15 protein-coding genes are annotated in these 13,548 nt (G+C 63.7%); 11 read left to right on the top strand and 4 right to left on the bottom strand.

Features of this window, described 5'->3' with window-relative positions; genetic code table 11:
- A complete protein-coding gene (locus tag EP376_RS01275) occupies positions 1-369 on the top strand; it encodes a hypothetical protein (protein ID WP_127653727.1) in 369 nt (122 codons plus the stop codon).
- A 13-nt stretch (positions 370-382) separates the two neighbouring features.
- On the opposite strand, the gene EP376_RS01270 is transcribed toward EP376_RS01275, so the two are convergent.
- On the bottom strand, positions 383-1,096 hold the full coding sequence (locus EP376_RS01270; RefSeq protein ID WP_127653726.1) for a thiamine diphosphokinase: 714 nt from the start codon (positions 1,094-1,096) through the stop codon (positions 383-385).
- A 111-nt stretch (positions 1,097-1,207) separates the two neighbouring features.
- Here EP376_RS01270 and EP376_RS01265 point away from each other — a divergent pair, with 111 nt between their 5' ends.
- Both EP376_RS01265 and EP376_RS01260 read left to right on the top strand, forming a co-directional pair.
- Positions 1,208-3,766: a hypothetical protein gene (locus EP376_RS01265; RefSeq protein ID WP_420837114.1), complete on the top strand. Its 2,559-nt coding sequence runs from the start codon at positions 1,208-1,210 to the stop codon at positions 3,764-3,766.
- 136 nt (positions 3,767-3,902) lie between these two features.
- Entirely contained in the window at positions 3,903-4,751 is an 849-nt protein-coding gene (locus tag EP376_RS01260) for an AraC family transcriptional regulator (protein WP_127653724.1), read from the top strand.
- Here EP376_RS01260 and EP376_RS01255 read toward each other — a convergent pair.
- A complete protein-coding gene (locus EP376_RS01255; RefSeq protein ID WP_127653723.1) occupies positions 4,731-5,006 on the bottom strand; it encodes a DUF2842 domain-containing protein in 276 nt (91 codons plus the stop codon). The genes EP376_RS01260 and EP376_RS01255 overlap by 21 nt on opposite strands.
- A gap of 3 nt (positions 5,007-5,009) precedes the next feature.
- A complete protein-coding gene (locus EP376_RS01250) occupies positions 5,010-6,302 on the bottom strand; it encodes an adenylosuccinate synthase (RefSeq protein ID WP_127653722.1) in 1,293 nt (430 codons plus the stop codon).
- Positions 6,303-6,440: 138 nt separating this feature from the next.
- Between EP376_RS01250 and EP376_RS01245 the strand changes: the two genes are divergently transcribed.
- From EP376_RS01245 to EP376_RS01235, 3 genes are all read left to right on the top strand, one after another.
- Positions 6,441-6,836, top strand: a complete 396-nt coding sequence (locus tag EP376_RS01245; RefSeq protein WP_127653721.1) for a DUF6524 family protein — start codon at positions 6,441-6,443, stop codon at positions 6,834-6,836.
- Between the two features lie 77 nt (positions 6,837-6,913).
- Positions 6,914-7,276: a preprotein translocase subunit SecG gene (gene secG / locus EP376_RS01240; RefSeq protein WP_127653720.1), complete on the top strand. Its 363-nt coding sequence runs from the start codon at positions 6,914-6,916 to the stop codon at positions 7,274-7,276.
- Positions 7,277-7,442: 166 nt separating this feature from the next.
- Entirely contained in the window at positions 7,443-9,086 is a 1,644-nt protein-coding gene (locus EP376_RS01235; RefSeq protein ID WP_127653719.1) for a CTP synthase, read from the top strand.
- Between the two features lie 18 nt (positions 9,087-9,104).
- Here EP376_RS01235 and EP376_RS01230 read toward each other — a convergent pair whose 3' ends face one another.
- On the bottom strand, positions 9,105-9,761 hold the full coding sequence (locus EP376_RS01230) for a hypothetical protein (RefSeq protein ID WP_127653718.1): 657 nt from the start codon (positions 9,759-9,761) through the stop codon (positions 9,105-9,107).
- 186 nt (positions 9,762-9,947) lie between these two features.
- Here EP376_RS01230 and EP376_RS01225 point away from each other — a divergent pair, with 186 nt between their 5' ends.
- The 5 genes from EP376_RS01225 (at position 9,948) to EP376_RS01205 (ending at position 13,491) form a co-directional block, all read left to right on the top strand.
- The gene (locus EP376_RS01225) at positions 9,948-10,391 is read left to right on the top strand and encodes a tellurite resistance TerB family protein (RefSeq protein ID WP_127653717.1); all 444 of its coding nucleotides are present in this window, start codon (positions 9,948-9,950) and stop codon (positions 10,389-10,391) included.
- A 3-nt stretch (positions 10,392-10,394) separates the two neighbouring features.
- Positions 10,395-11,150, top strand: a complete 756-nt coding sequence (locus EP376_RS01220) for a phosphate/phosphite/phosphonate ABC transporter substrate-binding protein (RefSeq protein ID WP_127653716.1) — start codon at positions 10,395-10,397, stop codon at positions 11,148-11,150.
- 97 nt (positions 11,151-11,247) lie between these two features.
- Positions 11,248-12,021 carry an ABC transporter ATP-binding protein gene (locus EP376_RS01215; RefSeq protein WP_127653715.1) on the top strand — a complete coding sequence of 258 codons (774 nt, stop codon included), beginning with the start codon at positions 11,248-11,250 and terminating at the stop codon, positions 12,019-12,021.
- The gene (locus EP376_RS01210) at positions 12,021-12,740 is read left to right on the top strand and encodes an ABC transporter substrate-binding protein (RefSeq protein ID WP_127653714.1); all 720 of its coding nucleotides are present in this window, start codon (positions 12,021-12,023) and stop codon (positions 12,738-12,740) included. Before EP376_RS01215 ends, EP376_RS01210 begins: the two co-directional genes overlap by 1 nt.
- A 25-nt stretch (positions 12,741-12,765) precedes the next feature.
- Positions 12,766-13,491 carry a transporter substrate-binding domain-containing protein gene (locus EP376_RS01205; protein ID WP_127653713.1) on the top strand — a complete coding sequence of 242 codons (726 nt, stop codon included), beginning with the start codon at positions 12,766-12,768 and terminating at the stop codon, positions 13,489-13,491.
- Positions 13,492-13,548: the final 57 nt, after the last annotated feature.

Here is a 13,548-nt window from a genome sequence, read left to right as displayed (position 1 = left end):
ATGAGGCTCCTTCTATCCTGCGGCTTTGCTGCGCCGTCGAAACCCCGCTGCGGCTCGACCAGCCTGCGCCGCGCGCTTGATCCGTTTCTCGACCCGACCTTGGGCGACATGGCCATTGATCGGGCGGGCCAGAAGCGGCCGTTTCATCCGCATATCACGGTGCCCGCGCTGCGGAGCCTGACCGCCCGAGTTTTCGAGGTCGAGGCCCCGGCATTGCTGGAAGACTGGCTGTCGGACCGCCTGAATACGCCGATTTCGTTGCCCGCGCTGAACGGCACGAGCGGGTCGCCCCCGCCACCATTGGGCGAGGCGGCGATGGACCGTGTGCGCGCGATGTTTCGCTGGGAAGCAAGACACTACGGGATTTGACACCCGTGCCAGTCTAGGCGGCGGGCGGCCAACTGCCAGACCCGTCTGCCAGCAACGCCCGACTGACAGCCGACAGGGCGGCGGTCGGGAGAATCACCAGAAGCCCGGGGGCATCCGGCGCCAGTGTGACAGGTCCGGTGGCGGCATTCGACGTTCCGACCCGCCCCATGGCCGACAGGCGTAGGCCGCGAGTGGGCCACTGCAACCCCTCGGTCTCGACGCCAAGCTCTCTCATCGGGAACAGCGACACGAGGCACCCGGGCTCCAATTCCAGTCGCAGGAAAGGCGGGCATACGAATGTCAGGGTTTCGGGCCCCAAGGCAATGCAGCGCCGGTCCGCATGACGGACCAGAACGTTGAGTCCGGCCAATTCGTGATCAAGTCGCCCGCCCGAGACGCCCAGCGCGATCACGAGCGGGGCCTCGACATGTCGCAGGGCCTTGTCGAAGTCAGTCGTTTCCTGTTCGCTGAACTCATAAACAAGATCCGCGAATTCGGTCCGGGCCGCATCGGACAGGCTGTCGAGGTCGCCGATCACCGCTGACGGGCGGCGCGACGAGCCGACAAGCCCGTTTGCGCCCCCGTCCACCGCGACAAGAGTTGGGGCAAGACTTAGGGTCGTGTTAAGAAGGGGCTCACTAATCTTCGCTCCACCAAGAAGGGTGATAGGTCGAGAAGATGAAACAATGGGCCCACTCAACGCGGATTGTTCCGGTACACGCCACATGCCGCAAAAGAGCCACTAAATGATACCGCCAAAAACCTGTTCCTGTTCCTGTTTGAGAACCAATCGATGGTAAACACATTGCTGCTGTGACTGGAAGAAAGAGAGTTAGAGATGGTCGGTTCGAGCAAAATTCTTACGGTCTCCTACGGGACATTCTCATGTACCCTCGAAGGGTTTGACGACTCCTTCTCGACAATGAAAGCGATCGCGGAATATTTTCGCGATCTGGCCTCCGATGACCGATACTTCGGAGCCGAACCGCCGACGCCGGATGCCGAGATGCTTGCCCGGATCGCCGAACGCGAAATCGCGCGCCGGGTCGAGGCCCGCACTGAAGGGACGGGCATCGTCCTGAAAGCCGGACAGGCGCTGTCCGCACCTGAAAACAAAACCGCGGCCAACGAACCCGATACTTCGGCGCCCGCGATGGTGTCACAGCCCGATGCGGAAACAGACACAGCTGATCAGCCCTCTGCCATGGCCGCCGCGGCACGGCACGATATGGTCGAGCCGGCCGAGGTCGACGAGCCGCCGGTCGAGACTGCTGCCGAAGACATCAACGCGATCTCCTCTGACGAGGAGGCCGAGGTCGCCGAGGTCCTGACTGAGGAGGAGGCGGAAGAGCCTGCCGATCATACGCCCGAGGCGGCCGAGGATCAGCCGGAAGCCGAAGAGCTTTCGTCCGATCACGACGCCGCCCCCGAAACGGGCGAGGCCGACGACACGGACGAGACCGACCCGTGGGACTATGAGGCGGCGGCATCGAAACTTGCCGAGAGCTTGGCCGCACGGCCGACGCCGCATCGCGTGACACCCACCCGGGTGATGCCCCCGCACCAGGATATCCCCGAAGACGACGCTCTGTCCGGGGATCCGGTTGATCTGCCCCCCGCCATCTCGACGCCGCCGGCGCATCCCGACCCCGAAAGCGTCGCCGCCAAGCTGGAGCGCATTCGCGCGGTCGTGGGCAAATCCAACCGGCAGGACGAGGAAACCGAGAACGAACACGCGCACGATGCTGTCGGAGCTTCGCCGTCGACGCCAATCGAAGACGATCAGCCCGTCGCGCCCGAAATGTCCGAGGCCGGGGACGAAACCGCCGATCTGCCGGTCGAGCCTGGAGAGGCGACCGCCGAGGCGCCCGTGGCAGAGGACAGTGCCGAAACCGAACAACAGAAAGCCGCGCGGCCCTTGCGCACCCGCGTGATCAAGATGAGCCTGGCCGATTTCCGCAAGACGCTCGGCCAGGGCGACATCGAGCCCGTGGCCGAGACATCTCCGCAGGACGAGCCGTCGCTGGACGTCGAGGCTCCCGAGGCGGAAAACATCGCCGCGACACCCGAGATGGTGGATGCCATCGCAGACGAGATGGCCGATGACGATGACCTCTTGTCCGAGGACGATTACGACGACCTGACCGATGAGGATATCGCCGATCTTGCCGCGCTGGACGGAACCACGCCCGAGGCCGTGACCGAATTCGAGACAGGTCTCGAGACAGAGGCCGCCCTTCTAAGCGACGAGAAAGAGGCAGAGCTTCTGGCCGAACTGGCCGAACTGGAGCGGAGCGAGGATATCGAAACGGGAACCGAACTGCTGACCCCGGCCCCCGTCGAGATGTCGGACACAGACGACGCGGTTGCGACGCACGAACCGGAAAGCATCGACGACGCAGCGGTCGCCGACGAGGCGGAGGCTGCCGAGGACGCCGTTGCGGCCGCAGCGGCCGGGCCTCTCCACACCGACGACGAGGACGTTGCAACTGTTGCGCCGGAACTCGATGTGTCCCGCGACATGATGACCGCATGGGACATGGCCGACGAGGATGACGAAGACGACCGCCTCAACCTCTTTGGCGGCGATGACGACGACGAGGACGAGCACGATCGTGCCATCCTGTCGGATGAGGGCGAGGATGAGGACGACCTTGCCTCCGATCCCCGTGCCCTGCGCCGTCAGCGGGCCTTCGAAAGCAATCCCGACGACGACAAAGCGGTTCTGTCACGACTGATGGAACATACGGATGATCAGCTGAACGATCCCGATACCAACCGGCGCCGGGAATCGATCACCCAACTCAAGGCCGCTGTCGCCGCAAAGGAGGCCGCGCGCCAGATGGGCGAGCAGGATGCGATGTCGGAGGAAACGGCGGACGAATTCCGCAAGGATCTGCGTCAGGCCGTCCGGCCCCGCCGCCCGGCCCGGGTCTCTGACCGGCCGACGACGCGCACCGAACGGCCGCAGACGGCTCCTCTCAAGCTCGTGGCGTCTCAACGGGTCGATATCGACCCCGATCAGGACGTCACCGCGAAACGGCCTGCCGCACCGGTGCGTCCGCGCAGGGTCCGCCTTGACGAGGCAAGCGAGGCCGAAGCCGCGCGCGATGCCGGCTCGTTCGAAGTCTTTGCCCGCGACATGGGCGCTCAGGGTCTGGCCGAACTTCTTGAAGCCGCGGCCGCCTATACCGCCTATGTCGAAGGCTCCGCGGATTTCTCCCGCCCGCAACTGATGAGCAAGGTCCGCGGACTCGCCGACCGCGATTTCAGCCGCGAAGAAGGGCTGCGCTCCTTCGGAACGCTGTTGCGGGAGGGCCGGATCATGAAAGTCCGCAACGGACGTTTCCAGGTGTCGGAAGAAACACGTTTCCATCCCGAACGTCGGGCTGGTTAGGGACCCCCGAGGGGGTGGTGGTAACGAGTTTGGCGCGGTGGAATTGCCCACCGCGCCTGTTTCATTTCCCGGCTATGGCCGCCCGCGCATCAATCCGTGTCAAGCGCGGCGCCGCGAATCGTGCGACGTGTTCTGCATGACATACCGCCCACCCTCCTTCCTCGCCACGACGCTCTGGCGCATCGAGACCAGCCTGTCTGAGCCGCTCGATCTTGCCCGGCTTTCGTCCGAGGTGGGGGTTAGCGGGCCGCATCTGGTCCGGGCCTTCCGCGAGGCGGTCGGGCTTCCGCCGATTGCCTTCGTCCGGGCAAGACGGCTGAGCGAAGCGGCCCGCGCCCTGGCTGGCGGGGCGCCGGACATCCTCGACCTGGCCCTGGCCTCCGGCTACGGCTCGCACGAGGCATTCAGCAGGGCGTTCCAGTCCCATTTCGGGTGCAGCCCGCGCGATGCACGCTCCCCGGAATTCCGCACCCGCATTCAAACCCGTATCATGGAGCCCCGAATGATCGACACGACCGCCCTGCCCACCCTCGACACACCGGAGATCCGAAACCGCGACACGCTCGAGATCGTGGGGCTTGCCGACCGCTTCGATTTCGAAAGCATTCCGCGCATTCCCGCCCTGTGGGCCAGCCTCGCCGGCCGGGAGGCCGAGATAGAGGGCGCCGAGCCCCACATCGCCTATGGCGCAAGCTACGATCAGGGCGAGACGGGCTTTCGCTACATTGCCGGCTATCCGGTCGCACCGGGAAGCGCCATTCCGAGGGGCATGGTCCGGGTGACGGCCCCCGCCGGGCGGTATGCGGTGTGGGTTCACGATGGCCCGGTCGGCGACATGCACAAGACGATGCGCGCGATCTTCGAAACGGGGCTTCGCGACGCGGGCCTGACATTCCGGCCCGCCCCGGAGCTGGAACGTTATGACAACAGCTTTGACCCAAGGACGGGTGCCGGGCGGGTGGAACTATGGATCCCGATCGTCTGAACCGCGCGTCGGGGCCGTGTTGTCTTGCGCATCGGGATCGGCCTGGCCGATCCCCAGGAACACACGCTTGAGCGGAAGGGCCCACAACAGGCCCAGCCCGACATAGATCCCCAGTTCAACAAGGATCGACGGTTTGTTCATCGGATCGGGATAGAGCCAGTTCATCAGGCTGACGGCCACGACGATATAGCCCGGCAACCCCAGAACGAGGATCAGGATCGAAAGCCGTTTGCGGGTCTTGTAGCTGAGCGCCATGTCCTAGTCTGCAAAAGGGTCGGTCACGAGGATCGTGTCCTCTCTCTCCGGTGAGGTGGAGAGTAGCGCGACAGGGCAATCGATCAATTCCTCGACCCGGCGGACATACTTGATGGCGTTGGCCGGCAGGTCGGCCCAGCTGCGCGCGCCTTCGGTGGAATCCGTCCAGCCGGGCATCTCTTCGTAGATCGGCGTGCAGCGGGCCTGCTTGTCGGCGGCGGTCGGCAGGTAATCCATCCGCTCTCCGTCCAGCTCGTAGCCCACGCAGATCTTCAGGGTTTCGAACCCGTCGAGAACGTCCAGCTTGGTCAGCGCGATGCCGTTGACGCCGGAGGTGGCGCAGGTCTGGCGCACGAGGCAGGCGTCGAACCAGCCGCAGCGGCGTTTGCGACCCGTGGTTGTGCCGAATTCGTGGCCACGTTCGCCAAGGCGCTGGCCGTCTTCGTCGAACAGCTCGGTCGGGAACGGCCCCTCACCCACGCGGGTGGTGTAGGCCTTGACGATGCCCAGCACGTAATCGATGCCACCCGGCCCGATGCCCGTCCCGGTTGCCGCCTGCCCCGAGATCACGTTCGACGACGTGACATAGGGATAGGTCCCGAAATCAATGTCGAGAAGCGCGCCCTGCGCCCCTTCGAACAGGATACGGCGGCCCGATTTGCGCTTTTCATTCAGGACCTTCCAGACGGGGCCGGCATAGGGCAGGATCTGGGGCGCGATGTCCTTGAGGCGCGCGATAAGCCCCGCGCGGTCGATCGGATCGAGGCCCAGTCCGCTGCGCAACGCGTTGTGGTGAACCAATGCGCGGTCGACCCGCGTCTCGAGCGTCGCGTCATCGGCGAGATCGGCCACCCGGATCACGCGGCGGCCGACCTTGTCTTCGTAGGCCGGGCCGATGCCACGGCCGGTCGTGCCGATCTTGGCCACGCTGTTCTGGCCTTCGCGGGCGCGGTCCAACTCGCCATGGAACGGCAGGATCAGGGGCGTGTTCTCGGCGATCATCAGGGTCTCGGGCGAAATCTCGACGCCCTGCGCGCGCACGGTCTCGATTTCCTCGATCAGGTGCCATGGGTCCAGCACGACGCCGTTGCCGATCACCGACAGCTTGCCGCCGCGCACCACGCCGGAGGGCAAGGCGTGCAGCTTGAACACCTCGCCGTCGATCACCAGCGTGTGTCCGGCATTATGGCCGCCCTGAAACCGGCAGATGATGTCGGCCCGCTCCGACAGCCAATCCACGAGTTTGCCCTTGCCCTCGTCGCCCCACTGGGCGCCCACGACCACAACGTTCGCCATGCCGAAAATCCTTCGAGGAATATGCTCCGGCGCCCCCTATATCGGCAGTCATCGGTCAGTGAAACCGGGTTTTGCAGTCTGGACAGCCATGAATGCCGGCGTCATCGTAAGGCCAGTTCTGGTTCGGGGATCGCGAAAATGGGGTTCATTCTGCGCTGGGTGTTCGCGCTTTTGTTGCTGGCGGCGACCTATAACCCCACGCAATTCAACTATGTCCGCTGGGCGATCGGCAACCTCGACACTCAATTGCCGATGATCGTGCTGGCCGGGCTGGTTCTGCTGGTGGGCTACATCGTCTATCTGACCGCGACCCTGCGCTCGATCGGGGCGTTCGGGATGTTGCTGATCCTCGCGATCGTGGCGGCGATCCTCTGGGTGCTGTGGGATCGCGGCGTGATCAGCCTCGCGAACCCCGGCTTCGTCACCTGGATCGTGATCCTCGCGCTGAGCCTCGTTCTGGCCGTGGGCATGCACTGGTCGATCCTCTGGCGCAGGCTGTCGGGTCAACTGGAAGTCGATGACAACGACCCCTGATAACTGGGCAAAGGGGGTTGCGGCGAAGGCCCATCGCTTCTAGATACCACACGGTTCGCAACCTGAAGGCCCGGCCCATGGAAAACGTCATCCTGCTTGTTCACCTGATGCTCGCCCTCGCCCTGATCGGCGTGGTGCTGATGCAGCGGTCCGAAGGTGGCGGGCTTGGCATGGGTGGCGGCGGCGGCGGTGGCCTCGTGTCGAGCCGGGGCGCGGCCTCGGCGCTTGGCAAGGTGACCTGGGGTCTGGCGATCGCGTTCATCGCGACCTCGATCACGCTGACGATTATCGCGGCCGAGAACGCGGCCGGCAGTTCGGTCGTCGATCGGATCACGGACGCACCGGCGCCCGCAGCGACGCCAGTCCTGCCAGATAGCGGCGACAGTCTTCTGCCTCCGTCTCTGGATGGAAATGCTCCGCTTGTTCCTCAAGCCGAATAAGGCCATGACCACAACAGGTTGAGCCACCGAAAATAAGTTGCGCATCATCTTGCGCCCGTGGTTGCCACGCGGGACCGAATCCGGTTAATCTTAAACCCCGTGATGACGGGCCACCGCGGCCCGAAGAACCACTTTGTTCAAACCGATCGCGGGGAGCCTGCAACACATGGCGCGTTTCATTTTCATCACCGGTGGTGTCGTGTCATCCCTTGGAAAGGGGCTGGCATCGGCTGCGCTGGGGGCGCTGTTGCAGGCAAGGGGCTTCTCTGTCCGCCTGCGCAAGCTCGACCCATATCTCAACGTCGATCCGGGCACGATGTCGCCCTTCGAACACGGCGAGGTATTCGTCACCGATGACGGGGCTGAGACCGATCTGGACCTCGGCCATTATGAGCGGTTTACCGGCGTTCATGCCCGCGCAACCGACAGCGTGTCGTCCGGGCGCATCTATTCGACCGTGCTGGAAAAAGAGCGCCGGGGCGACTACCTCGGCAAGACGATCCAGGTGATCCCGCACGTAACCAATGAAATCAAGGATTTCATCGCCATCGGCGAGGACGAGGTCGATTTCATGCTGTGCGAGATCGGCGGCACCGTCGGCGATATCGAGGGCCTGCCCTTCTTCGAAGCTATCCGCCAGTTCAGCCATGACAAGCCGCGCGGTCAATGCCTGTTCATGCACCTGACGCTCCTGCCCTATCTGTCGGCAAGCGGAGAGCTGAAGACGAAACCGACGCAGCATTCCGTCAAAGAATTGCAGAGCATCGGGATCGCCCCCGACATCCTTGTCTGCCGGTCTGAACATCCGATCCCGGAAAAGGAACGCGAAAAGATCGCGCTGTTCTGCAACGTGCGAAAGGAACATGTCGTTCCCGCCTATGACCTGAAATCGATCTACGAGGCCCCGCTGGCCTATCACCGGCAGGGGCTCGATCAGGCGGTTCTTGACGCGTTCGGCATTTCGCCCGCACCGCGCCCGAACCTGGCCCGCTGGGAAGACGTGATGGACCGTCTGACAAATGCCGATGGCGAGGTCCGCGTAGCGATCGTCGGCAAGTACACCCAGCTCGAGGATGCCTACAAATCCATCGCCGAGGCACTCACCCATGGCGGGATGGCCAACCGGGTCCGGGTCAAGGCGGAATGGATCGATGCCGAGATTTTCGAACGCGAGGATCCGGCGCCTCACCTTGAACCCTATCACGCGATCCTTGTGCCCGGCGGCTTTGGCGAGCGGGGAACGGAGGGCAAGATCAAGGCAGCCCAATTCGCCCGGGAACACGAGATCCCATATCTGGGCATTTGCCTTGGCATGCAGATGGCGGTGATCGAGGCCGCGCGCAACGTGGCCGGGCTGACCACGGCGGGATCGGAAGAATTCGACCACGAGGCCGGAAAGAAACGCTTCGAACCGGTGGTCTACCACCTGAAGGAATGGGTGCAGGGCAACCACAAGGTCGAGCGCAGGGCCAGCGACGACAAGGGCGGCACCATGCGGCTTGGCGCCTATGACGCGGCGCTGACCGCGGGGTCGCGCGTGGCCCAGATCTATGGCGCGACCGCGATCGAGGAACGGCACAGGCATCGCTACGAGGTCGACATCAAGTATCGCGATGCGCTTGAGCAGGAGGGGCTGTGCTTTTCGGGCATGTCGCCAGATGGCAAGCTGCCCGAGATCGTGGAGTGGAGCGATCATCCGTGGTTCATCGGGGTCCAGTTCCACCCGGAATTGAAATCCAAACCCTTCGAGCCGCACCCTCTTTTTGCGGATTTCATCCGTGCCGCGGTGGAGACATCGCGCCTGGTCTGAGCGTCGGGTCCGATGCGGTCAGAATTCCAGCTGGAACCGGTGGGTCGCCATGATCGAGGCGCTCAGCCGTGACGCGGAGCCATCGGTCCCGCCGGGGTCGGTCGATCTGGTGAGAAACCGGTCGACCTGAACCCCGCCTTCAAGGCCCCATTCCGACCCAAGATCATACCTCGCAGAAAGGCGCAGACCCGCCGTCAGCAATCCACCATGCTCTGACCCGCCGTCGTGCGCCGACATGGCACCGGGGCCGTCTGCATGACGGGTGTCGGCATATGCGTCGCCGCCAAGAAGCAACCGGGGACCCGCCCCCAATGTCAGGCGGCCGGATCGGGCCAGAACGTCTATGCCGGTCACGGCAAAGGCACCCTCGACATCGGTGCCGTATCGCAGATCGGCAAATGCGGACCAATCCCCTCCGCCGAGCCGAAGGCCGGCGCCCAATTCGATATCAGCCGGAACACCGGCCTCTGTCCCGCTCAGGTCCAGTCGCCCGCGCAATCCGAAACTGTCGCTCAGGGGCGCGTCGAATGTCAGCCGGGTGAAGCCGACAGCGCCGTCGCCCTGAGTGGCAGATCGCAGGCCTGCCCCGATCATCCCGTCGGCCACCTCTTCCGCCATCGCGGACAGACCCGCGATGTTCAGCAAGAGCGACAGGAGAAGGGCAGCGAATCTCATCGGCGACTCCGGAACTGCGATCATGCTCGCCGTTCAGAGTTACCCAATCGTTATCGGCAACATTGAGGCAAATGGGCCCGATGATCCCGACCGCGACCCCGACTGCACGTTTTTCAAGCAGGGCGCTGCGGCATTGCATCGGCCTGAGCACTTTTCTCCGGCGTCGGCGCGGCCTATATCAGACGAATGATTGCCGATTTCCTGCGCCGCTTGACGGCCCCCGCCCCAGAACCGTTGCCTGACACCGATGCCAGACTTGCGCTTTCGGCACTTCTGGTGCGGATCGCGAAATCCGACGGCGAATACGCCGCCGAAGAGATTCGGCGAATCGACCGTATCCTTCAGGCACGCTACGGGCTCAATCAGGTCGAGGCGGCAAAGCTGCGCGCCCACGCCGAGGCCATCGAGCATGAAGCCCCAGACACGGTGCGCTTCACCCGCGCGATCAAGGAGGCCGTGGGCTATGACGACAGGCTCGCCGTGATCGAATCGCTTTGGGAGGTCGTGCTTGCCGACGGGGAGCGCGACGACGATGAAAACGCTCTCCTGCGGACCGTGGCGCCGCTTCTGGGTGTGACCGATCAGGAATCGGCCATTGCCCGGCAACGGGTCGAAAACCGGCCCGCCTAACGGGTGTTCGCCTCTCTTCCGATGTATGACCGGCCGTGGAACCGGGATCAGCATGCGGGGTTCTGGTCCCTGATCCGCGATGCCCTGCGCGATCATGGCTTTGCCGCGCCAGAAACGCTTGATCAGGACACCGACCCGATGGCGGGGTGGGGCCGGTCCGATCTGGTTCTGGGCCAGATCTGCAACCTGCCCTATCGCGCGGTCTTCAAGGACAGGCTGACCCCGATCGGCACGGCGGACCATGGCATTCCGGGCGTTCGGGCCGGGCATTATAGGTCTGTCTTCGTGGTCCGTGACGACGATCCTGCCGAAAGCCTCGCCGATTGCGCGAGGTATCGCTTCGCGCTCAATGATCCCATGTCCCAATCCGGTTGGGGCGCGCCCCTCGCCACGGCCAAAGGCGTCGGGATCACACTTCGCCCGACCATCCGGACCGGTTCGCATCGGGCAAGCCTGGCGGCCGTGGCATCGGGGCGGGCAGATTTGGCAGGCATCGATATCGTGTCGTGGATGATCGACGTGGCCGAAGGCGGCGCCACCCGCGGATTGCGGGTGATCGGGCAGACGGGCACGTCGCCGGGGATGACCTACGTGACCGCCGGGGGCGCCGACCCCGCCCCTTTTGCGGCCGCGATCTCGGACGCTGTGGCGGCCCTGTCTCGGCAAGATGCCCGGGACCTGCATCTGCATGGCTTCGTTCGGCTGCCTGCCACCGACTATGAATTCGACTTGCCGGAACTGCCCGCCTATTCAGCATGATCGCATCGAAGCCAGGCGAGCCACACCAACCGGAGCGCTGCGTCGTTGCAATCGGCGCTGATTTGGGTCCTATTTGACGAAAATCAGCAGGTGAAACGTGGCAGAAGACCTTCCCGTCATCGAAATCGATGATCTGCACAAGTCCTACGGCACGCTCGAGGTGCTCAAGGGTGTCAGTCTCACGGCACCTCAGGGGCACGTGATTTCGCTGATCGGATCATCCGGATCGGGGAAATCGACGCTCCTGCGTTGCGCGAACCTTCTCGAAGACAGCCAGAAGGGCGAAATCAGGTTCCGAGGAGAGGCGGTGCGCTGGAAAGGTTCTGGGGCCGGACGTCATCCGGCCGACCGGGCACAGATCACGCGGATCAGAACGAACCTGTCGATGGTGTTTCAGCAGTTCAACCTCTGGTCTCACATGACGATCCTGCAAAACGTCATGGAGGCACCCGTTACCGTTCTTGGCCGCGACCGCGAGGAGGTCGAACACAGCGCGCGCAATTATCTCGACAAGGTGGGGATCGGCGACAAATGCGACGTCTATCCCGCGATGCTGTCGGGCGGGCAACAGCAGCGCGCGGCGATCGCGCGGGCGCTGTGCATGGAACCGACAGCGCTTTTGTTCGATGAGCCGACCTCGGCGCTCGATCCTGAACTCGAACAGGAGGTTGTGCGGGTGATCCGCGCGCTGGCCGACGAAGGCCGGACAATGATCATCGTCACCCATGACATGCGCATGGCCCGGGATGTAAGCGAACACGTCATCTTTCTTCACAACGGCCGGATCGAGGAGCAGGGCCCGCCCGAGCGCCTGTTCACCGATCCCCAGACCGAACGGCTCAAAGGCTTTCTTTCTGTAACGGCATCCTGATGCGCGCATTGAGTATTGGTTTCGCGGTGGTTTTTCCGCAGCTGTGTTCGGCGGAACAGCTGGTTGTCGGAACCGAGGCCCGGTTCCCTCCCATCACCTTCCTGGACCGGGACGGCGCGCTTGTCGGGCGCGACAAGGACATCGGCGACGAGATTTGCGTGCGTGCGGAATGGGAGTGCGAATGGATCGTCACCGATTTCGATGCACTTCTGCCCGGCCTCGAATCCGGCCGCTTCGATTTTGTCATCGCCGGTCTGTCTGCCTCCCCCGATCGCGCCGAGATCGTGGATTTCACGGAGCCTTACCACCAGCCCCAAGACAATATCGCCTACTTTGTCGGCCTTTCGGGAGAGATCGAGGTGGCGGATGCCACCATTGCCGTCCAGGCGCAGACGACCCACAGCAGTTTTCTCGAAGCGCAGGGCTTTGACGTCCGGCCCTACTCCGACTGCATCACGGCGTTGAATGCCATGATTTCGGGCGAGACAGATCTTTACTTCGGCCCGGGGCTGTTCATTCAGGACATGGTCGAGCAAGGCTATGACATGCTGGTTGCAAATGGACGGCAAAACGTCCCAAGTTCTGGCACCGCGATTGCGGTCGCGCAGGACAGGGACGACCTGCGCGAGGACTTGAACGCGATCATTGCCCGGATGTGGGAGGACGGGACCATGGACCTTCTGCACCGCAAATGGGCCGGAAACGGAACCGATACCTGACAAAAGAGTACTGGAGACCACTCACATGAAGAAACTGCTGCTTGCTTCCACCGTGTTTGCCCTTGGGGCCTCGATGGCGATGGCCGACGCGCATTCCGTCGTCCGGCTTGGCACCGAAGGCGCCTACCCTCCCTTCAACTTCCTCAATGACGATGGCGAAGTCGACGGCTTCGAACGCGAACTGGGCGACGAATTGTGTGCCCGCGCCGAACTGACCTGCGAATGGGTCACCAACGACTGGGATTCGATCATTCCGAACCTTGTCTCGGGCAACTACGACGTGATCATCGCGGGCATGTCGATCACCGACGAACGTGACGAGGTCATCGACTTTTCCGACAATTACACCCAGCCCGATCCGTCGGCCTTCCTCGCCCTGTCGGACGATGTCGATCTCGAGAACGCCGTGATCGCGGCACAGGCGAGCACGATCCAGGCGGCGCATGTGGCCTCCATGGGCGGTGCGGCCCTTCTGGAGTTCGCCTCGCCCGAGGAAACCATCGCCGCCGTGCGCAACGGCGAAGCTGATGCCGTTCTGGCCGACCGCGCCTTCCTTGAACCGATCGAAGCATCGGACGCCGAGCTGATGTTCGTGGGCGATCTGGTCATGCTGGGCGGCGGTGTCGGCCTCGGCATCCGCGAAAGCGACAACGAACTGCGCGATGCCTTCAACGCCGCGATCGCCTCGATGAAGGAAGACGGCTCCCTGAACGCGCTGATCGAGAAGTGGGAAATCGGCGAGACCTTCTGATCGCACGATTTTGCCGGATTGAGAGGGGCCGCCTGTCGCGGCCCCTTTTTCTATGGG

It is taken from the genome of Alexandriicola marinus (assembly GCF_004000435.1).
In the GTDB taxonomy this organism is placed as follows: Bacteria; Pseudomonadota; Alphaproteobacteria; order Rhodobacterales; family Rhodobacteraceae; genus Alexandriicola; species Alexandriicola marinus.
This window is presented reverse-complemented; position numbering and strand designations above follow the sequence as displayed.